General features: G+C 73.4%; 19 protein-coding genes. 13 read left to right on the top strand and 6 right to left on the bottom strand.

Going from position 1 to position 19,122, the window contains the following annotated elements; all coding sequences use genetic code 11:
* Positions 1-21: 21 nt before the first annotated feature.
* Positions 22-522: an NUDIX domain-containing protein gene (locus tag ABL57_RS19295; RefSeq protein ID WP_047805101.1), complete on the bottom strand. Its 501-nt coding sequence runs from the start codon at positions 520-522 to the stop codon at positions 22-24.
* 190 nt (positions 523-712) lie between these two features.
* Here ABL57_RS19295 and ABL57_RS19300 point away from each other — a divergent pair, with 190 nt between their 5' ends.
* The 5 genes from ABL57_RS19300 (at position 713) to ABL57_RS19320 (ending at position 7,013) form a co-directional block, all read left to right on the top strand.
* Positions 713-2,137: a CCA tRNA nucleotidyltransferase gene (locus ABL57_RS19300; RefSeq protein ID WP_047805102.1), complete on the top strand. Its 1,425-nt coding sequence runs from the start codon at positions 713-715 to the stop codon at positions 2,135-2,137.
* A gap of 283 nt (positions 2,138-2,420) precedes the next feature.
* Positions 2,421-3,644 (top strand): glycosyltransferase 87 family protein, encoded by a 1,224-nt coding sequence (locus tag ABL57_RS19305; protein WP_047805139.1) that lies wholly within the window; start codon positions 2,421-2,423, stop codon positions 3,642-3,644.
* A gap of 142 nt (positions 3,645-3,786) precedes the next feature.
* On the top strand, positions 3,787-4,752 hold the full coding sequence (locus tag ABL57_RS19310) for an ABC transporter ATP-binding protein (protein WP_047805103.1): 966 nt from the start codon (positions 3,787-3,789) through the stop codon (positions 4,750-4,752).
* Positions 4,749-5,765, top strand: a complete 1,017-nt coding sequence (locus tag ABL57_RS19315) for an ABC transporter permease subunit (RefSeq protein WP_047805104.1) — start codon at positions 4,749-4,751, stop codon at positions 5,763-5,765. The genes ABL57_RS19310 and ABL57_RS19315 overlap by 4 nt, the downstream gene beginning before the upstream one ends.
* Positions 5,766-5,879: 114 nt before the next feature.
* The gene (locus tag ABL57_RS19320) at positions 5,880-7,013 is read left to right on the top strand and encodes a hypothetical protein (protein ID WP_047805105.1); all 1,134 of its coding nucleotides are present in this window, start codon (positions 5,880-5,882) and stop codon (positions 7,011-7,013) included.
* On the opposite strand, the gene ABL57_RS19325 is transcribed toward ABL57_RS19320, so the two are convergent.
* From ABL57_RS19325 to ABL57_RS19340, 4 genes are read right to left on the bottom strand one after another with little or no spacing between them, the layout of a single operon-like run.
* Entirely contained in the window at positions 6,994-9,648 is a 2,655-nt protein-coding gene (locus ABL57_RS19325; RefSeq protein WP_082157595.1) for an AMP-binding protein, read from the bottom strand. The genes ABL57_RS19320 and ABL57_RS19325 overlap by 20 nt on opposite strands.
* 22 nt (positions 9,649-9,670) lie before the next feature.
* Complete coding sequence (locus ABL57_RS19330; RefSeq protein WP_047805106.1) at positions 9,671-10,846, bottom strand: ABC transporter ATP-binding protein; 1,176 nt, start codon at positions 10,844-10,846, stop codon at positions 9,671-9,673.
* Entirely contained in the window at positions 10,843-12,534 is a 1,692-nt protein-coding gene (locus ABL57_RS19335) for an iron ABC transporter permease (RefSeq protein ID WP_047805107.1), read from the bottom strand. Before ABL57_RS19335 ends, ABL57_RS19330 begins: the two co-directional genes overlap by 4 nt.
* Positions 12,531-13,559 (bottom strand): extracellular solute-binding protein, encoded by a 1,029-nt coding sequence (locus ABL57_RS19340; RefSeq protein WP_053005202.1) that lies wholly within the window; start codon positions 13,557-13,559, stop codon positions 12,531-12,533. The genes ABL57_RS19335 and ABL57_RS19340 overlap by 4 nt, the downstream gene beginning before the upstream one ends.
* A gap of 137 nt (positions 13,560-13,696) precedes the next feature.
* Here ABL57_RS19340 and ABL57_RS19345 point away from each other — a divergent pair, with 137 nt between their 5' ends.
* From ABL57_RS19345 to rplI, 6 genes are all read left to right on the top strand, one after another.
* Positions 13,697-14,041: a GNAT family N-acetyltransferase gene (locus tag ABL57_RS19345; RefSeq protein ID WP_047805108.1), complete on the top strand. Its 345-nt coding sequence runs from the start codon at positions 13,697-13,699 to the stop codon at positions 14,039-14,041.
* 96 nt (positions 14,042-14,137) lie between these two features.
* Positions 14,138-14,596: a TM2 domain-containing protein gene (locus ABL57_RS19350; protein ID WP_047805109.1), complete on the top strand. Its 459-nt coding sequence runs from the start codon at positions 14,138-14,140 to the stop codon at positions 14,594-14,596.
* 183 nt (positions 14,597-14,779) lie between these two features.
* On the top strand, positions 14,780-15,085 hold the full coding sequence (rpsF, locus tag ABL57_RS19355) for a 30S ribosomal protein S6 (RefSeq protein WP_047805110.1): 306 nt from the start codon (positions 14,780-14,782) through the stop codon (positions 15,083-15,085).
* Positions 15,086-15,197: 112 nt separating this feature from the next.
* Complete coding sequence (locus tag ABL57_RS19360) at positions 15,198-15,830, top strand: single-stranded DNA-binding protein (protein WP_047805111.1); 633 nt, start codon at positions 15,198-15,200, stop codon at positions 15,828-15,830.
* Positions 15,831-15,911: 81 nt separating this feature from the next.
* Positions 15,912-16,148, top strand: coding sequence for a 30S ribosomal protein S18 (rpsR, locus tag ABL57_RS19365; RefSeq protein ID WP_017835048.1), 237 nt, complete (start codon positions 15,912-15,914; stop codon positions 16,146-16,148).
* Positions 16,149-16,167: 19 nt separating this feature from the next.
* Positions 16,168-16,617, top strand: a complete 450-nt coding sequence (gene rplI / locus ABL57_RS19370; protein WP_047805112.1) for a 50S ribosomal protein L9 — start codon at positions 16,168-16,170, stop codon at positions 16,615-16,617.
* Between the two features lie 73 nt (positions 16,618-16,690).
* Here rplI and ABL57_RS22540 read toward each other — a convergent pair whose 3' ends face one another.
* Entirely contained in the window at positions 16,691-17,308 is a 618-nt protein-coding gene (locus tag ABL57_RS22540; protein WP_053005204.1) for a bifunctional 2-polyprenyl-6-hydroxyphenol methylase/3-demethylubiquinol 3-O-methyltransferase UbiG, read from the bottom strand.
* 87 nt (positions 17,309-17,395) lie between these two features.
* On the opposite strand from ABL57_RS22540, the gene ABL57_RS22545 reads away from it, so the two are divergent.
* Both ABL57_RS22545 and ABL57_RS19385 read left to right on the top strand, forming a co-directional pair.
* Positions 17,396-17,704 (top strand): hypothetical protein, encoded by a 309-nt coding sequence (locus tag ABL57_RS22545; protein ID WP_047805113.1) that lies wholly within the window; start codon positions 17,396-17,398, stop codon positions 17,702-17,704.
* 327 nt (positions 17,705-18,031) lie between these two features.
* Complete coding sequence (locus ABL57_RS19385; RefSeq protein ID WP_047805114.1) at positions 18,032-19,099, top strand: patatin-like phospholipase family protein; 1,068 nt, start codon at positions 18,032-18,034, stop codon at positions 19,097-19,099.
* Positions 19,100-19,122 lie beyond the last annotated feature (23 nt).

The raw sequence follows: 19,122 nt of genomic DNA on the forward strand, positions 1-19,122 counted from the left end.
TCGCCGGGGGAGCGCTCCGTCTCAGAGCTGGTGGATGATGTATTCACGGGCGATGTCGGCGATGCGCCGCTCGTTGGGGAAGGACAGCTTCCGGCCGAGGTCGTCGATGTCCACCCACGCGACATCCACGGCCTCGTGGTCGGGGTCGTTGTCCGTGGTGAGGTGCCCGCCGGTGGCGCGCAGCAGGAAGTGGTGCACCGTCTTGTGCACGCGGTGCCCGGAGACCGTGAACCAGTAGTCGATGCTGCCCAGTGGGCTCAGCACCTGCCCGGCGATGCCGGTCTCCTCCTCGATCTCGCGGATCGCGGCTTCCTCGTTCGTCTCCTCGCCCTCGGGGTGGCCCTTGGGCAGGCACCACTCGAGGCGTCCGCCCCGGTTGATCCGGGCGATGATGGCCACCGGGTGGGAGGGTGTGGCGAGGTCGACGACGATCCCCCCGGCGGAGACTTCCTCGACCGTGGGCAGCGCGGCGGCCGGCGCGGTGGGCCGCTTCTTCGGTGCGCTGGGGACGGGGAAAGCCATGTCTCCTACCTTGCCACAATCCCCCCGGCTCCCGCCCGAGCGCCGGAGGGTCCGTACGGAGGCCCTCGACGCGCCGGGGCACCCGTCCATGATCGGGTCCGGGAACGGGGCCGCAGGCGGGTCCGCGAACCGGTTCCCGGACCGCCCGAGGGCCCTGTCCGGACGGGCCGGCGGTCCCGGGTCTGGAACAATGGGCGGCACCATGACGCAGCTCCCCGACATCGACGCGATCCATCCCGCCGCCCTCGACCTGGGGCGGCGGTTCGCCGACGCCGGCCACGAGCTCTCGCTCGTGGGCGGGCCCGTGCGCGACCTCTTCCTGGGCCGGCCCGCCCTGGACCTGGACTTCACGACCGACGCCACGCCCGACCAGACCCTCGGCGTGGTCGCGGGCTGGGCCGACGCGGTGTGGGAGATCGGCCGGGACTTCGGGACCATCGGGATGCGCCGGGGCGACGTGCAGCTGGAGGTGACCACCTACCGGGCCGAGGCGTACGACGCCGAGTCCCGCAAACCGCAGGTGGCCTTCGGCACCTCCCTCGAGGACGACCTGTTCCGCCGCGACTTCACGATCAACGCGATGGCGCTGCGCCTGCCCGGGCTCGAGCTCGTCGACCCGCACGGCGGGGTCAAGGACCTGCACGCCCGGGTGCTGCGCACACCCGGCGCCCCGGAGGACTCGTTCTCGGACGACCCCCTGCGGATGATGCGCGCCGCCCGCTTCGCCTCCCAGCTCGACGTCCAGGTGGCCCCGGAGGTGCGCGAGGCCATGACGGACATGGCGGAGCGGATCGCGATCGTCTCGGCCGAGCGCGTCCGGGACGAGCTCGTCAAGCTGATCTGCGGGCGCCGGCCCCGGCAGGGGGTCGATCTCCTCGTGGGGACGGGGCTCGCCGCGGTGGTGCTGCCCGAGGTGCCCGCCCTGCAGCTCGAGCGGGACGAGTACCACCGGCACAAGGACGTCTACCAGCACTCCCTCACGGTCCTCGAGCAGGCCGCGGAGCTGGAGTCCGGCCCGGACGGTCCCGTGCCCGCGCCCGACTTCGCCCTGCGCTTCGCGGCCCTCATGCACGACGTCGGCAAGCCCGCGACCCGCCGCTTCGGGGCCGACGGTGCGGTGAGCTTCCGCCACCACGAGGTGGTGGGTGCCAAGCTCACCGCGAAGCGGATGCGCGCGCTGCGCTTCGACAACGACACGATCCGCACCGTGAGCCGGCTGGTGGAGCTGCACATGCGCTTCTACGGCTACGGGGACGCCGGCTGGACCGACTCGGCCGTGCGCCGATACGTCCGGGACGCGGGGGAGTGCCTCGAGCGGCTGCACCGGCTGACGCGGGCGGACGTGACCTCCCGGAACCGGCGGAAGGTGGCGCGGCTGTCCGCGGCCTACGACGACCTGGAGCGGCGCATCGCCGAGCTCTCCGCGCGGGAGGAGCTCGACGCGGTGCGCCCCGAGCTGGACGGCCAGCAGATCATGGCGGTGCTCGGCGTCCCCCCGGGCCCCGTGGTCGGGCGGGCCTACCGGTTCCTGCTGGACCTGCGTCTCGACGAGGGGGAGCTGGGCCCCGAGGAAGCGGAGCGGCGGCTGCGGGCCTGGGCGGCGGACACCCTGTGAGCACCCGGGTGGAGTCCGTCCCGGACACCCCCCGCACCGCCCCGGACCCGGGGCGGCACTCCGCGCCGCCGGAGCACCCGGTGCCGCAGACGGGCGCCGTCGGCGTCCTGCCGTCCGCCGCCGCGACGACGAACCGGTTTCATGCTCCTCGAGGCATATATCGCGGACTCCATGTCCTGCTCCCGACGGGTGCCCGGAGCGGCATCGCCCTGCACCCGGTGGCGACGGCCTCTCCGGCGGCCCGGGTCACGGCGGACGCGCTGCGCGGACGGCGGTGCACCGGATGAGCCGGCTGGGCGGGCGCCTCGGCGGCCACGGGCTGCAGCTGGCGGGTCTGTGCCTCTACACGGTCATGGTGGCCTACCTGCTGCGGCTGCCCTGCCGGGTGCCCGGTGGGGCGGCCGCCGAGCAGCTTCCCGCGCTGTGCGCCACCGAGGTGACCCCGGCGGCCACGGCCGGGACGCTGGACGGGTTCTTCACGGGAGGCCCCGCCGGGGACCAACCCGCGCTGGTCGGGATGATCACCACGGTGCTCGGGTGGGTCGCGGCCCGGCTCTCCGCACTGCTCGGCACGGACGTGGGCGGCGGGGTGTTCGCGAACCTGTCCGTGGTGCTGCTGGCCCTTCTGTGGCTGGCCACGGTCGCCGTGGTCTCCGGGCTCTCCGGCCGCCGCCGGGCCGATGCCTTCGTCCTGGCCCTGGCCCCGGTGGCGGCACTGGTGGGCTTCACCACGTGGGACCTGTGGGCGGTGCTGCTCATGGTCCTGGCGCTGCTCCTCCACGTGCGCGGCCGCCCGGGACCGGCCGGGGTGTTCCTCGGCCTGGGGGCGTCCGTGGCGCTGTTCCCCCTGGTGGTCCTGCTGGCCGTGCTGTTCCTCGCCGCCCGGTACCGCCAGTTCCGGGACTTCGCGGTGGTACTGGCCGGGACCCTGGCCGCCTGGCTGCTGGTCAACGGCCCGTTCATGATCGCGGCGTGGGAGCAGTGGCTCGGCCGGTTCCGGGCGGCGGCCGACCGCCCGGTGGCAGGCTCCTCCCTGTGGAGCGTCTGGGGCCGGGCGGACGCCGTGCCCGGGGCGGCGGAGACCGGGCAACACGTGCTCCTGGCCCTCGTGCTCGGCTGCGCGGCGGTGCTGGTGCTCACGCTGCTCACCCGCCAGGAGCCCAGCGTCGTCCAGGTCGCCTTCCTGCTGCTCACCGTGCTCGTGCTCACCGGCCCGGGCTACTCCCTGGTCCAGGCCCTGTGGCTCGCCCCGCTGGTGGTGCTCAGCCGGCGCAACTGGATCGAGTTCGCGGCCTGGCAGCTCGTCGAGGTGCTGTGGTGGACCACGCTGGTGCTGCCGGAGGCGGCGTGGCCGGTCCTGCCGTGGACCGGCCGCACGGGCTGGGACGCCCAGGACCTGCTGGCGGCCGTGCGGGTGCTGTTCCTGGTCTGGTTCCTGGTCGTGGTGGCCGTCGACGTCCTGCGCGGACGCCGGGCGATGCAGATCGGCGTTCCCGAGGCGGAGTGAGCGCCGTCGCCTCCTCCGCCGGAAGAGGGAGACCGGGCCCGCGGAGGACCGCGGAGCTCATCCTTCCGAGGGTGCCGGACGGTGTCCCGGGTCCCGTACGTTGAGGGTGGACCGCAATGACGAGTGCTCGGGAGGAGCGCCGGTGATCGAGATCGAGAACCTGACGAAGACCTACGGTGGCAAGACGGCGGTGGACGACGTCAGCTTCACCGTCCGTCCGGGCCGGGTCACCGGGTTCCTGGGGCCCAACGGGGCGGGCAAGTCGACCACCATGCGCCTGCTGGTGGGCCTGGAGTCCGCCACCAGCGGGCACGCCCGCGTCAACGGCCGCCCGTACGCCGAGCACCGCGCCCCGCTCTCGGAGGTCGGCGTGCTCCTGGACGCCAAGGCCGTCCACCCCCGGCGCACCGCCCGGGCCCACCTGTCCGCGCTCGCCGCGACCCACGGCATCCCGCGCTCCCGCGTCCAGGAGGTGGTGGACCTCACCGGGCTCGGCGCCGCGGCGGACAAGCGGGTGGGCGGCTTCTCCCTGGGCATGGGCCAGCGGCTGGGCATCGCCGCGGCCCTGATCGGCGACCCGCACACCGTGGTCCTCGACGAGCCCGTCAACGGCCTCGACCCCGAGGGCGTCGTGTGGGTGCGCCACCTCGCCAGGTACCTCGCCTCGGAGGGCCGCACGGTCTTCCTCTCCTCCCACCTGATGTCGGAGATGGCCCAGACGGCCGACCACCTCGTGGTGATCGGCCGCGGACGGATCCTCGCCGACGCGCCCATCGAGGAGCTCCTGGCGGGGGAGCGCGCCCGCACCCGCGTGCGCACGACCGACCGGGAGGCCCTGCGCCGGGCCCTGCGGGAGGAGCACGCCGAGATCACGGAGTTCGACGACGACGGGGCCCTGGTCACCGGGCCCGCGCCGCGGCGGATCGCCGAGGCCGCGCTGTCCGCGGGGGTGCTGCTGTACGAGCTCACCCCGCAGACCGAGACCCTCGAGGACGTCTACATGGCCATGACGCAGGACGAGGTCGAGTACCGCTCCGGCGGCGCCCCCGTCGAGACCACCCGGGCGCCCTGGGCGGGCCCCGCCGCACGAACCGGAGACCGAGCATGAGCACCAGCACCTCGACCGCACCCCGTCCGGAGACCACCGGCACCGGCCCCACCGGGCACGCCGGCCCCGCGTTCGACGCCCGCCTGGGCTTCGGCCGGGTCCTGCGCTCGGAGTGGATCAAGTTCCGCTCCCTGCGCTCCCACTGGATCCTGCTCGCCGTCGCCCTCCTGCTGGCCCTGGGCTTCGGGGCGCTGAGCGCCTGGAGCACCACCTCCCTGCAGGACATCAACCAGCAGGCCGCGCAGGAGCAGGTCGACGCCACGCTCGACGGGCGCAGCCCCGAGGAGATCGGCCTCACGGAGGAGGAGGTCCAGCAGCAGCGGGACGCGTTCGTCGCGGAGTCCGACCAGCAGATCGCCGAGCAGTCCGGCGTCGCCCTGCCGGAGGGAATGGGCTTCAGCGAGTACCTGGCCATGACCAGCGCCAACGGCGGCCTGCAGCTGGTCATGCTGCTCCTGGGGGCGCTGGCCGTGCTGTTCATCGGCTCCGAGTACTCCACCGGCGCCGTCCGCACCACCATGACGGCCGTGCCGCGGCGCACCCCGGTGATGCTCGCCAAGACGGTGGTGCTCTCCGTGGTCGCGTTCCTCTTCGGAGTGCTCAGCGCGTTCCTGTGCCACCTGCTGGTCCAGCCGATCCTCGCCGGCGGGGACCTGGGCTACGACGTGTGGCAGGAGGCGATCCTGCTCAACATCCTCGCCGTGGGCCTGTTCTACATGATCACGGCGTGGCTGGGCTTCGGACTGGGGGCCCTGCTGAAGTCCACCACGTGGGGGATCGTGGTCCTCGTGGTGCTGCTGCTGGTCCTGGAGTTCGTCCTCTTCGCCCTGTCCTTCGAGTGGCTCGAGGACGCCAAGCCCTACTCCCCCGGGGCGGCGAGCACCCAGCTGACCACGGTGTACCAGCCCTCGGACGCCGTGCTCAACCACGTGGAGTCCGGTCTGGTCTACGGCGCCTGGGGTCTGCTCCTCGTGCTCGCCGGGATCCTCGTGACCAAGAAACGCGCGCTGTAGGGCTCCTCCTGCCGCTGCCGCGGCGCCCGATCTACGATGTGAGCCGGTGGGCCGCAGCGCGGCCCGGAGCACCGGCGCGCGCCGGACGAGCTGGCGTCGGACGGGGAGGCAGCGGTGGCGGTGCCACGGGAACGGGAGCCCGGCGCGGTCCTCACCGCCGAGGACGCCCACGGGCTGCGCCGGACGCTGCTCACCTGGCTGGCGGCGGTCGTGGTCCTGGTCACCGGGCTGAGCTCGGCGTTCAACTGGTTCTTCGTCGACCGCGCCCCCCAGGACCCCGTGCACACCTGGCTGGGCGGCCTCGAGGACGGGCGCTCGCGGCAGCTGCTGTCCCGGGCGGAGGCCGTGGTCGCGGATCCCACCCTCAACATCTTCGCCAACCGGGTCTACCGCAACGCGGCCGGGCGGATCAGCGGCCACGAGGTGCTGCGCGCGGACGTGCAGGACGACCACGCCGAGATCCGGGTGCGCGTGTGGTGGGACGACCCCGAGGGCGGGGACCGCGTCCGGGAGGAGGTGCACACCTACGGCGTGCACCGGGTGGAGCGCAGCGGTCCCTTCAACGACCACTGGGAGCTGGACTCCCCGGACGTGGCGCCCCTGGCCGTCCACCTCCCGGCACCCCTGGACGAGATCTCCGTCAACGGGGAGAGCATCCGCCCGGACCCGGACGAGCGCGTGCCGGACCCCACCGGCCCGGGAGGCGCGTGGCGCTTCGAGGCCCTGCCCGGGGACTACGCGATCGGGCTGCCCGGCAACTCCTACTACCAGGTGCCCGTGCCCCTGCCCCCGGTGCGGATGGCCTTCCGCGATCCGCGCCCGGCGTCCGTGGACCTGCGGATCGAGCCGTCCCCGCGGATGTGGCAGGAGACCGAGGAACGGATCACCCAGTGGCTGCGCACCTGCATGGCCTCGGAGGAGCTCGCTCCGGAGGGCTGCCCGAGCTCGGCGCGCCACACCGGCCCGGAGGAGTCCCCGGACACCGCCGCGGGTCTTCCCGACGGGGGCGGGGCGGGGGACCCGGGCATCACCGACGTCCGCTGGCGGCTCGTCTCCCGGCCCGCCCTGGTGCTGGTCGGCTCGCCGGGGGACCCGCTGCGCTGGGTCGCGGACCCGTACCGGCCCGCCGAGGCGCGGCTGAGCTACCTGGAGGACGGTGAGCCGGTCACGGAGCGCGTGGAGTTCCCGGTGCTCGCCAGTGTGCGCTCCACCGGGCAGAGCGCCGAGATCAGCGTGGGCCTGGACTAGCCACGGGGCCCGACCAGGTCCGGTGTGTGCGCCCGGGCCCGCCGGCGGCGCCCGGCCCGCCTCCGGCGCCGGGTGCCTGACCCCCGAGTGCCTGATCCCCGAGTGCCTGGCCCCCGAACGCCTTGCCCCGCCGCATCCCGCCGCGGAGCATCCGGCTGCGGAGCACCCGTTCGGCCAGGAGCCAGTAGGCCACGCCCGCGGCGAGCGAGGCGACCACGGCCAGGACCGGGTGCACCGGCAGCAGCACGGGATAGACCAGCCAGTGCGTCAGGTAGATGTACAGGGACGCCGCGGCCAGCCGGCCGGTCAGGCGCCGCAGCCCCGCCGGCACGGGCAGGGCCGGCGCCCACAGGAGCAGGAGGATGCCCACGGCGAGCGTGCCCTCCCGCAGCGCGCTGTCGAAGTAGCCCGGGATGCTCAGCACCGTGAGAGCCGACACCAGGCACCGCTGCAGCGGGGTCCGGGCCCGGGCGGCCGCCCAGCCCAGGGCGAAGATCCAGAACACCGGGGCCGGTTTGGGCAGCCCGGGGTCCACCACGTCGTAGCGGCTGAGCAGCCCCAGGCCGAGCAGGAGCAGCGGGAAGACGAACGGGAGACGTCGCTCGGCCCGGTCGGCCCAGGGCAGCGCCATGAGGGCCGTGACGGCCACGAGGACGTAGACCAGCATCTCGACGAACCAGAAGTGCCACTGGCTCGTCAGCTCCTGCGGGCCCACGATCCCGTTGAGCAGCACCACGTTGGCCAGGGTGTAGTCGTCGGTGAGCAGGTGGGCCACGGCGATGAAGGCCACGGAGGGGACCACGATGCGGCCCAGGCTGCGCACGTGGCGCCGCAGGCGGGGCAGGCGCCGACCGGTGAGCTGGAACCGCGCGAAGTTGTAGCCGGCCACCGCGAACAGCAGGTGGGCGGTCTGGAACGTGAACAGCTCCACGTGGGTGCAGACGATGCACACGATCGCGACCGCCCGGAGGACGATGCCGGTCTCCAGGAACGACACCAGGCGCCGCCGGGGCCGGGCCGCCCGGGGGACCAGGTCCCGGACGGGCGTGACGTGCCAGTCCGGAGGCAGGTGCCCGAGGGCCTGCTCCAGCCGGACCGAGGCCGCCACGTAGGACAGCGAGTCGCCCTCGAGGGAGACGAACGTGTCGTCGTCGCCGACGTCGGGGCGGTCCAGCACCTCTGCGAAGATCCGCTTGACGTCCTGCGGACCCTGCGCCGCGCTCTCCGCGGGCGGGGCAGGAACGGTCCGGGGGGCGGCGAGCGCGGCGACGGCCGGGTAGTCCACCTTGCCGGTGGCCAGGCGGGGCAGCTGTTCCACGGCGTGCACCGCGACGGCGGTGCGGGGCAGGCCCACGCTCTGGGCGAGGACCTTGCCCAGCAGCCGCGGTTCGTGCGCGCCCTCGACTGCGACCACGAGGCCTTCGTCCGAGCCCGGGGCCGAGCCGGCGGCCGCCGCCGTCACGCCGAGCTCGGCGAGGGTGCGCTCGACCTGCCCGAGGTCCACGCGCAGGCCCACGATCTTCACGAAGCGGCTGCGCCGCCCCACGACCTCGTACAGCCCGTCGAGGTGCCGGCGGGCCAGGTCGCCGGTGCGCAGCTCCTCGACGGTGCGCCCGGCGGCGAGGTCGGACGGGTGTTCGGCGTAGCCGAGCATGACGTTGGGACCGGTGTAGACGAGCTCGCCGTCGGCCAGGCCCTCCACGGGGTCGATCCGGAAGGCGCCGCCGGGCACGGGGACGCCGATGCACCCGGGACGCTCGGTCGCCAGGCCCGGGGGCAGATAGGCCATCCGGGCGGTGGCCTCCGTGGCCCCGTACATGACGAACAGGTCCCAGCCGCGGCGCCGGCCGAGCTCGGCGTAGTGGCGGACCTTCTCGGGCGCCAGCCGCCCGCCGGCCTGGGTGACGCAGCGCAGCCGGGGCAGGTCCATCTCGGCGAAGCCCACGCGCTCGAGCAGCTCGAAGGTGTAGGGCACCGCGGCGAAGGACGTCGCCCCGTGCTCGCGGAACAGCTCCCAGAAGCAGGGGTCGACCACGGACAGGTCCGTCAGCACGAGCCCGGCCCCGCGCAGCAGGTGGCTGTTGATCACCGACAGCCCGTAGCAGTAGGACATCGGGAGCGTGGTCGCGGCGCGGTCGCCGGGCCCGATGGCCAGGTACTCGGCGATCGCCTCGGCGTTGGCGGCCAGGTTCTCGTGCGAGAGGCGCACGAGCTTCGGGGAGCCGGTCGAGCCGGAGGTGCTCAGCAGCAGCGCCAGGTCGGGGTGCAGGTCGTGACAGGTGCCGGGGCGCCGTTCCTCCACCACGAGGGAGCCGTCCCCGGACCGGAGCACGACGTCGGGGTCGTAGGCGGCCACGAGGGAGGCCAGGGCCTCCGGCTTGTCGGCCGGGACCAGCAGCAGCGGGTGGCCCGCGCTGAGGGCGGCGAGATAGGCGACGAGGGAGTCGAGGTCGTTGGCCGCGGCCAGGGCCGCCAGCCGGCGTCCACCGCCCAGGCGGGCGGCAACGGCGTCGACGCGCTCGGCCAGCTCGCGGTAGCTCAGCGTCCCGTCGCGGGTGAGGGCGGCAGGACGGTCCCCGTGCCGGGCGAGCCCGGCCACGAAGGGGATGCGGGCCAGATCCGGTTGCGTGGTCACGGCGCCACCTTAGAAGAATCGATTAGCGAAGAAAAGTCTTGTCCAATTCGTCGGACATGGGGGAACGTCCGGCCCCGGACCGGGTCCGCGGCGGAGCGGTGACCGCCCGGTCGTCGACGAGCAGCGTCGGGGTGGTGCCCGCGGCCACCGTCACGGCCACGGGGGTCCCCACGGGGTGGCGGACGTTGTGGGGCTGCCAGGAGCGCAGCGTCCGGCCCGAGGCCAGGCGCACGTGGTGGAGCACGAACGCGCCGTGGTACTCGACCGCCGAGACCCGTGCGGGGGAGTCCGGGTCCGGGCGCAGCGCCACCTCGTGCGGGCGCAGCACCACGTCGACCGCCACGTCGCTGTCGGCCCAGCCCGGCACCGTGGAGACGATGCCGATCTCGCAGGTCAGCAGCGCCCGGTGCACCCGCGCCGGGAGGAAGTCCGCGTCGCCCATGAAGGAGGCGACGAACCGGGTGCTGGGCTGCTCGAAGACCTTCTCCGGGGTGTCGGCCTGCTCGATCACCCCGTCGTGCATGACCACCACGCGGTGGCCCACGGAGAGGGCCTCCGTCTGGTCGTGGGTGACCAGCACCGCGGTGGTGCCGGTCTCGCGCAGCGTGGCCGTGGTGTCGCGGCGCACCTGGGCGCGGAGGGACTCGTCGAGGCTGGAGAACGGCTCGTCCAGCAGGACGACGGCCGGCCGGGGCGCCAGCGCCCGGGCCAGGGCCACGCGCTGCTGCTCGCCGCCGGAGAGCTCGTGCGGGTAGCGGTCGGCGAGGTGGCTCAGCCGCACGAGCTCGAGGACCTCCCCGACCCGGGCCCGGCGCCCGGCCCGCGGGGACCGGTCGAGCCCGAACGCGACGTTCTTCGCGACCGTCAGGTGCGGGAACAGCGCGTGGTCCTGGAAGACCAGGCCGACCCGGCGGTGCTCGGGCTCCTGGAACCGGCGCCCGTCCGCCACCACCTCCCCCGCGATGCGGATCGTCCCCTCGTCGGGCCGTTCGAGCCCGGCCACGAGCCGCAGCGTCGTGGACTTCCCGCAGCCGGAGGGCCCGATCAGCGTCACCAGCTCCCCGGGCGCCACCGTCAGGTCCAGGGCGCTGGCGCCGGCGGAGTCCCCGTAGTGCTTGCTGACCCGGTCGAGGACCAGGGCGGGCGGCGCCTGGCCGGCGCGGGGTGCGCGGTCCGCGCTCACGGTCCGCACGGTCATCGGCCCACCTTTCCGCGGTGCTCGGCCCGGCGCGTCTGCCGGACCAGGACGAACACGGGCACGACCGCCGCCGCCACGATCACCAGCGCCGGCAGGGCCGCCCGTTCCCAGAAGTTCTCGCGGGCGAGCTCGTAGACCCACACGGACGTCGTGGTGAACCCGAACGGACGCAGCAGCAGCACGATGGGCAGCTCCTTGACTGCGTCGATGAGCACGAGCACGAGGGCCACCGCCACGCCGGGGCGGGCCAGGGGCAGGTGCACCCGGGTCAGGACCCGCAGCGGGGAGGCGCCCAGGCTGAGCGCGGAGGAGGTGATCGTCGGGGAGATCTTGCCCAGGCTCGCGTCCACGGCCTGGTAGGCCGGGGCGAGGAAGCGGATCACGTACGCGTAGAGGATCCCCAGGACCGAGCCCGTCACCAGCAGCCCGGTGCCGCCCGGGACCCCGGCGCGCTCCAGGGCGGTGTCCAGCCCGGCGAAGGCGATGAGGACGCCGATGCCCACCACGGCGCCCGGGACGGCGTAGCCGAACGTCGTGAGCTGGGCCGCGGAGGCCGCCAGCCGCCCGCCGCTCATCCGCACGCCGTGCGCGATCGCCAGGGAGAGCAGCACGCAGGCCCCGGCGGCGATCGCCGCGACCACGAGGCTGTTGGTGAGGTGGTCCGCGAAGCGCGGGTCGGTCAGGGTGGCGGGATCGCCGACCACCTCGCCGATGGCCCACACGAGCAGCTGGAGCACGGGCAGGAGGAAGCCGGCGGACAGGGCGGCGACGCCGAGGAGCGTGGCGCCCCAGGCGCGCCACCCGGTGAGCCGCTCCGGCTGCAGCCCCTGGCCGCGGCCGCCCCGCTGGTGGAACCGGGCCCGGCCGCGGAGCAGGCGCTCGCCGGCCAGGACGGCCACCGCGAAGAGCAGCACGAGCACGGCCAGCTGGGTGGCCGCGTGGAAGTCGAAGCTGCCCTTCCACACCAGGTAGACCCCCACCGAGACCGTCTGCACGTTGAAGTACTGCACGGTGGCGAAGTCGGTGAGCGTCTCCATCATCACCAGGGCCAGTCCGGCGGCCAGGGAGGGACGGGCCAGGGGCAGCAGGACGCGGCGCAGCGCCCGGGCCCGGCCGGCGCCCAGCGTCCGCGCGGCGTCGTAGGTGCCCGCCGTCTGCTCGGCCAGCGCGGCTCGGGCCAGGAGGTAGACGTAGGGGTAGAGGGTCAGGGTCATCACCAGGATCGCGGCGGGCAGCGAGCGCACCTCCGGCGTCCACACGTTCGTGCCCAGCACCGCCCGCAGGGCGGACTGCACCGGCCCGGAGACGTCGAAGGTGGACAGGAACACGAAGCCGAGGATGTAGGCGGGCATGGCCAGCGGCAGGACCAGCAGCCACACCAGGACGTCGCGCAGCGGGAAGCGGTAGGCCGTGACCAGCCACGCCAGCCCCCCGCCCACGACCAGCGTCCCCGCTCCGACGCCGAGCATGAGCGTCAGGGTGGTGAGCACCATCCGGCCGAGCCCGCGCGGCGGGCTGCCCTCGCCCAGGCTGCCGAGGCCGTCGGCCACCACGGCCAGGACGGGGGTCGCGACGAGGACCGCGACGAGGACGACGAGGGCCGTCCACCACGGGCGGCCCGTGCCCGCGCCCCGGCGCGGGCGGGGGACGGGTGGCCGGGCCTCGGCGAGGACGGCCGTCTCGGTCACCGGTATCCGGCCTCGGCCAGCAGATCGACCGCCTCGGCGTTGAGGTCCCCGTAGGCCTCCGCGTTGAGCGGCATGCGCTCGAACTCCCCGAAGGCGGCGATCGTCGGCTCGGGCTCCACCGCGGGGTTGACGGGGAACTCGTGGTTGGCGTCGACGAACGCGTTCTGGCCGTCGGTGGCCAGCCACTCGATGAGCCGCTGCGCGTCCTCGGGGTTGTCGGACCCCTCGACCACGCCCGCCCCGGAGATGTTCACGTGGGTGCCGGCGCCGTCCTGGCTGGCCCAGAACAGGTCGACGTTCAGCTCGGGGTTCTCCTCGAGGGTGCGGGCCAGGTAGTAGTGGTTGTTGATCCCCACGTCGCAGGTCCCGGCGTCGATCGACTCGAGCAACAGCACGTCATTGCTCTGGATGTCCACGTCGTTGGCCACCCAGCCCTCCACGATCTCCAGGGCCCTCTCCCGGCCGTGCAGGTCGATCAGGCTCGCGACCAGGGACTGGGTGTAGGCGGAGGTGGCGTCCCGCATGCACAGCCGTCCCTTCCACTTCGGGTCGGCCAGCCCGGCGTAGCTCTCCTGGCCGTCGAACTCGGCGGGGTCGACGTTGTCCGGGTTGTAGGTGAGCGTGCGCGCCCGCATCGCCAGGCCGAACCAGCGGTCCTGGGAGTCCCGGAGGTCCTCGGGCACCGCCTCGTCCAGGGTCGGGGAGGAGATCACGGCGAGCTCGTCCTGCCGGGCGGCGTTCCAGAGATTGCCCGCGTCGACGGTCATGAACACGTCCGCCGGGGTGTCGTCCCCCTCGGCCTTGAGCCGCTCGAGGAGCTCGGCGTCGTCGCCGCTGATGAACTCCACCGTGATCCCGGTCTCGTCCGTGAACTGGCCGAACGCGCCCTCGAGGTCGTAGTGCCGTGCCGAGTAGATCTGCAGGTCGGCGGGCTGTTCGCCCAGGCCGAGCGTGCCGCAGCCCGTGACGACCGCCGTCATCGCGGTCAGGATGCCGGTGGTGACGTACAGGGGGCGACGGCGCATCGGGGCCTCTTCCTCGGGCGCGGCGGTCCGGGTGACCGCACGACGATCATTTGACAAGAAAAGCGTAGCCTAATCGGAATACCCCTGTGCCGCGGCCGGCTCCGGGGGAATCCGCCACCGACCCGACAGGAGCACCCGTGCCGCAGGATGCCAAGATCACCGTCCGCCACGCCCCCGACCGGCACCGCTACGAGCTGCTCGACGGCGGCACGGTCGTCGGGGAGGCCCACTACCGTCCCTTCGGCACCCCGGCCGGGCCCCAGCGGATCTTCTTCCACACCACGGTGGACGACGACCGGGAGGGCGAGGGCCTGGGCAGCCGGCTGGCCGCCGCCGCGCTCGAGGACACCGTGGCCGCAGGCCTGACGATCGTGCCCGTGTGCCCGTTCGTCGCGGCCTGGCTGCGCGGGCGCGAGGAGTTCGCCGGGCACGTGGGGCCGGTGCGCCCCGAGCACCTCGCGGCGGTCCGCCGCCCGGAATAGCGCTCACCGACCGGTCGTTGTGCTGGTCGAGGCCGTCCCCCGGACGGTCCCCCGACATCCCGTCCGCCCGGACGGCCCGCCCCCGAGAGGACCCCCGTGGCTCCCGAGCCCGAGTACTACCGCCCCGTCCCGCTGAACGACGATCCCGGCCGTGCCGGCTACCGCGGCGCGCCCTACGGGCAGCCGTTCGGAACCGGTCAAGGGGCGCCCACCGGGTATCCCCGCGCGCCGTACGGACAGCCCTACGGGAGCGGGCACGGCGTGCCCGCCGGGGCGCCCGTGGTGAACGTGGTGGGCGGCAAGTCCCTGCTCCTGGCCTACGTCCTGTGGTTCTTCCTGGGCTCGCTGGGAGTGCACAAGTTCTATCTCCGCCAGCCCGTCTGGGGCCTGATCTACCTGTTCCTGGGCGGTCTCGGCTGGAGCACGGTGGGCATCGGCATCGGTCTGCTGTTCCTCGTGCCGTGGGCGCTGCTGATGTTCCTGGACATCTTCACCATGCCGTTCCGCACCGCGTTCGTGAACGCCTCGATCGCCCGGAGCGCCTACCGCCGGTGAGCGTCCCCCGGACGTGGCTGCCCCGGCCGGGCGCCCCGTTCGGTGCGGAGCCGCGGATGTAGTAGTGTTGTGAGGTCTGTGTGCCCGCCGCCCGACGTGCGGCGCCGGTGCGCGGACGACGCTACAGAACCTCCTGCTGCGGAAGGACCGCAGCCGCTCAGCCCGAAGGAGGTGGGTTCGAACATGCGTGAATACGAACTGATGGTGATCATCAACCCCGAGGTCGAGGATCGTGCCGTGGAGCCGACTCTCAAGAAGTTCCTCGAGGTCGTCACCAAGGACAACGGCACCGTCGACAACGTCGACATCTGGGGCCGCCGTCGCCTCGCCTACGAGATCCAGAAGAAGTCCGAGGGCATCTACGCCGTGGTCCGCTTCACCGCGACCCCGCAGACCGCCCAGGAGCTCGACCGTGTGCTGAACCTCAACGAGGCGATCATGCGCACCAAGATCATCCGCCCGGAAGAGCAGAAGATCTCCGCCGAGTAAGGACTTCACAGGCTGATCGCCGAGGGTGCCCCGCGAGGGCCCACCGGTGAGATGCTGGAGATCCCCAGCACGTCCCGTACGACCGCGAACTTCTTCGACCCGGGAGGTCCACATGGCTGGTGACACCGTCATCACCGTAATCGGCAACCTGACCGCTGACCCCGAGCTGCGCTTCACCCCGTCGGGTGCGGCCGTGGCCAACTTCACCGTTGCGTCCACGCCCCGCACCTTCGACCGCCAGTCCAACGAGTGGAAGGACGGGGAGACCCTGTTCCTGCGCTGCTCCGTGTGGCGCGAGGCGGCCGAGAACGTGGCGGAGTCCCTGCAGAAGGGCATGCGCGTCATCGTCCAGGGTCGGCTCAAGTCGCGCTCGTACGAGACCAAGGAAGGCGAGCGGCGCACCGTCACGGAGCTCGACGTCGACGAGGTCGGTCCCTCGCTGCGCTACGCGTCCGCCAAGGTCAACCGCAACGCCCGCTCCGGCGGGCAGGGCGGCGGCTTCGGCGGCGGCGGCGGCCAGCAGGGCGGTGGCTTCGGCGGCGGCGCCCCGCAGGGCGGCGGCGGATTCGGGGGCGACTCCGGGTTCGGCGGCGGCCAGCAGGGCGGCGGCTTCGGCGGTGGCCGTGGTGGCGGCGGCGGGCGTCAGCCCGCTCCGCAGGCCGCGCCCCAGAACGATCCGTGGAGCCAGTCCTCCGGCGGCAACTACGACTGGGGCAGCGGACAGGACGACGAGCCGCCGTTCTAGGCCTTCCCCGCTTTTCCCGACACACACCCCATCCCGCGGTGACCAGCCGCGGGCTCCACTTGAAGAACAAGGAGCACCACGATGGCCAAGGCTGAACTTCGTAAGCCCAAACCAAAGCAGAACCCGCTCAAGGCTGCCAAAGTCACTGAGATCGACTACAAGGACGTTGCGCTGCTGCGCAAGTTCATCTCCGATCGCGGCAAGATCCGCGCCCGCCGCGTCACCGGTGTGACCGTGCAGGAGCAGCGCAAGATCGCTCTGGCGATCAAGAACGCCCGCGAGGTCGCGCTGCTGCCCTACTCCGGCGCCGGCCGCTGATCAGAGAGGACAGACACTCATGGCAAAGATCATCCTGACGACCGAGGTCACCGGCCTCGGCGCTGCCGGTGACGTGGTCGAGGTCAAGAACGGGTACGCCCGCAACTACCTCTTCCCGCGCGGCTTCGCGACCCCGTGGTCCCGCGGCGGCGAGAAGCAGATCGAGAGCATCAAGGCCGCCCGCGCCGCCCGCGAGGTCGCCTCGCTCGAGGACGCCCAGGCCCTGGCCCAGAAGCTGACCTCCGCCACCGTGACCATCCCGGTCAAGGCCGGCGCCGAGGGACGTCTCTTCGGCACCGTCAAGGCCGAGGACGTCGCCCACGCCGTCGAGGCCGCCGGCCTCGGCTCCGTGGACAAGCGCAAGGTCGAGCTCAACCAGCACATCAAGACCACCGGTGTGTACCAGGCCTCCGTGCGCCTGCACGAGGACGTCAACGCGAACGTCGAGTTCGAGGTCGTCCCCGCCTGACCGGTTCCCGGTCCTGCACGGCAGAAGGGCCCCCGCGGTGCGCCGCGGGGGCCCTTCCGCATGTCGGGGGGCCTCAGCGGGGCCGGACCCCCTCGACGACGACGTCGAGCGCGGTCGGCGTCGTGCGGACCTGCTCGGCGCGCAGCAGGTCCAGGCCCTTGCCCTCGAGCACGGCCACCGTCTCCTCCAGGTCCGGGCGCGGCACGGTCGGCGGCGGGCCCTCCACGCTGCCGGGGGCGTGGGTGATCCACAGCAGCCGGCCGCCCGGCGCGAGCCACTCGGTCGCGCGGCGCAGCAGCGAGAGGTCGTGCTGGAAGTAGACGGCGAGCACCAGGTCGAACTGCCGGGGCACCACATCGGGCCCGGAGAGCTGCTCCTGCTCGGGGCTCCAGGTCCGCAGGTCCGCCACCAGGGCGCGGCCGGGCAGACCCCGCTCGGCCAGCGCGTCGGCGAGGACGCGCGCGGCGCTCGGGGAGAAGTCCACGGCCGTGGGGTCGTAGCCGGCCAGGGCCAGGGACAGGGTGTGTCGACCCGTGCCGGCCCCGAGGTCGAGCGCGGCCGGGGTGCGGCCCGCGTGCTCCCCGGCCGTCCGCTCCAGGAGGGCGGCGACCTCCGGATGCGGACGGGTGCCGTCCGGGGAGTCCTCCCCGGAGGCGTACCGGTCCTCCCACATGCGCTGGCTGTCGTCCACGGGGCCTCCTCGGCGGCTCGGGCGCCCGGGGGGCGCTCCTGGAGCGGTGTGCCGGTGCGGCGCGGATCCTCGGGGGACAATGGGTGCATGCCGTCCCTGATCCCGCGTGTCACACCGTCCGCCCTGTACTGGTTCGGCGTGGGGTGCCTGCTCTTCACGGTACTGGCTTTCGTCGTCGCTTTCCTGGGAGGCAACTCCGGAGGAGCCGAGACCGCGATGACGGTCTTCGTGGTCGGCTTCGTGGCCGCGGCGGTGGGGGCCACCGTCACGGCGGTGGTCGCACTGGCCGGAGCCGTCGGGTTCGCGGGCGCTCGGACCCGCTTCCTGGTGCTGCTGGCGCTGTCCGTGCTGTGCCATCCGCTGCTGTGGCTGGGCGTGCTCTCCTCGGTGCTCTGAGCACGGCCGGGCGCGTCTGTGCTGTGGATGACACCGGTGGCGGCCCCACCGGTCCTGCACAGCCTGTGAGTGATCGTTTGGCCTGGTCAGCGCAGGATTGATTGTTTCTTGTGGACAAATTTCCACAGGGTTTCCCCCACCCTGTGCACAGCCGCGCCCGGCGTTTTCCACCGGTTGTCCACAGGGTGGAAAACTCGTGTGCGGAACGGGCGGAGCGACGTCTCCACCCGGTGGGCGGGACGTGGTCCTTTCCTCCCGTGCAGGTTCCCTGCCACCCTGGGCAGGGAACCTGCACGGGCCGTCCGGCGGCCGGGGAAGGAGCGGCTGATGAGCAGCACCACGCGCGTGGCCCTGGCCCTGGGCAGCGGGGGTGCCCGCGGCTACGCCCACATCGGCGTGATCGAGGTGCTCGAGGAGCGGGGCTTCGAGATCGTGACCATCGCGGGCAGCTCGATGGGGGCGCTCGTCGGCGGGCTGCACGCGGCGGGACGCCTGGGCCCGTACGCGCAGTGGGTGCAGGGACTGACCCAGCGGGACGTGCTCCGGCTGCTCGATCCCTCGCCGTCGTCCCCCGGGGTGATCCGGGCCGAGAAGATCATGGCCAAGGTGCGCGAGCTGCTGGACGGCGCCCTGATCGAGGACCTGCCCATGCCCTTCACCGCCGTGGCCACCGACCTGCTGGCCCGCAAGGAGGTCTGGTTCCAGGAGGGCCCGGTCGACGTCGCCGTGCGGGCGTCGATCGCCCTGCCCAGCATCATCACCCCGGTCATGATCAACGGACGGCTGCTCGCGGACGGCGGCATCCTGAACCCCGTGCCCATCGCCGCGACCGTCGCCTCCCGCGCGGACGTCACCGTGGCCGTGTCCCTGTCGGGGGAGCGGATGCCCGGCGAGGGCAGGGTGCCGGCCCGGGAGACGGCCGCGGCGCGCCCCGCGGAGGAGCGGGCGGAGCGGTTCCGCCGCAGCGCCGCCCATCTCCTGGACCGGGAGCTGGCGCGCACCGTCATGGAGCGCATCGCGGAGACTCGGGGTCGCGGTGCCGAGGCCCGCACCCGCCGGCTCGGGGAGGAGTTCCCCGGGGAGGTCCCGGAGGAGCTCCCGCAGGTGCTCGACGCCGAGCTCCTCGAGGAGGCGGCCGAGGACGTGCTCGGGGTGCTCCCCGCCGGACTGCGCACGCTCGACGTCATGCAGCTGTCCCTCGAGGCGCTGCAGTCCATGGTGCTGCGCTACCGGCTGGCCGGCTATCCTCCCGACCTGCTCATCACGGTGCCCAAGCAGACCGGCCGCCTCCTGGACTTCCACCGCGCCGAGGAGCTCATCGCCTTCGGGCGCCGGGCGACCGAGGAGGCCCTCGACCGTGCCGAGGGCTTCCCGCCCCCGCGCGCCGGTCCGTAGGTGCGGCCGGCTGCCCGCACCGG

This window comes from Kocuria sp. SM24M-10 (assembly GCF_001027955.1).
Lineage (GTDB): Bacteria > Actinomycetota > Actinomycetes > Actinomycetales > Micrococcaceae > Kocuria > Kocuria oceani.

Coding starts and splice junctions, on each gene's coding strand:
- ABL57_RS19295 (WP_047805101.1), bottom strand. CDS start 522: ATGGCTTTCCCCGTCCCCAGCGCACCGAAGAAGCGGCCCACCGCGCCG.
- ABL57_RS19300 (WP_047805102.1), top strand. CDS start 713: ATGGGCGGCACCATGACGCAGCTCCCCGACATCGACGCGATCCATCCC.
- ABL57_RS19305 (WP_047805139.1), top strand. CDS start 2,421: ATGAGCCGGCTGGGCGGGCGCCTCGGCGGCCACGGGCTGCAGCTGGCG.
- ABL57_RS19315 (WP_047805104.1), top strand. CDS start 4,749: ATGAGCACCAGCACCTCGACCGCACCCCGTCCGGAGACCACCGGCACC.
- ABL57_RS19330 (WP_047805106.1), bottom strand. CDS start 10,846: ATGACCGTGCGGACCGTGAGCGCGGACCGCGCACCCCGCGCCGGCCAG.
- ABL57_RS19340 (WP_053005202.1), bottom strand. CDS start 13,559: ATGCGCCGTCGCCCCCTGTACGTCACCACCGGCATCCTGACCGCGATG.
- rpsF (WP_047805110.1), top strand. CDS start 14,780: ATGCGTGAATACGAACTGATGGTGATCATCAACCCCGAGGTCGAGGAT.
- ABL57_RS19360 (WP_047805111.1), top strand. CDS start 15,198: ATGGCTGGTGACACCGTCATCACCGTAATCGGCAACCTGACCGCTGAC.
- rpsR (WP_017835048.1), top strand. CDS start 15,912: ATGGCCAAGGCTGAACTTCGTAAGCCCAAACCAAAGCAGAACCCGCTC.
- rplI (WP_047805112.1), top strand. CDS start 16,168: ATGGCAAAGATCATCCTGACGACCGAGGTCACCGGCCTCGGCGCTGCC.
- ABL57_RS22545 (WP_047805113.1), top strand. CDS start 17,396: ATGCCGTCCCTGATCCCGCGTGTCACACCGTCCGCCCTGTACTGGTTC.
- ABL57_RS19385 (WP_047805114.1), top strand. CDS start 18,032: ATGAGCAGCACCACGCGCGTGGCCCTGGCCCTGGGCAGCGGGGGTGCC.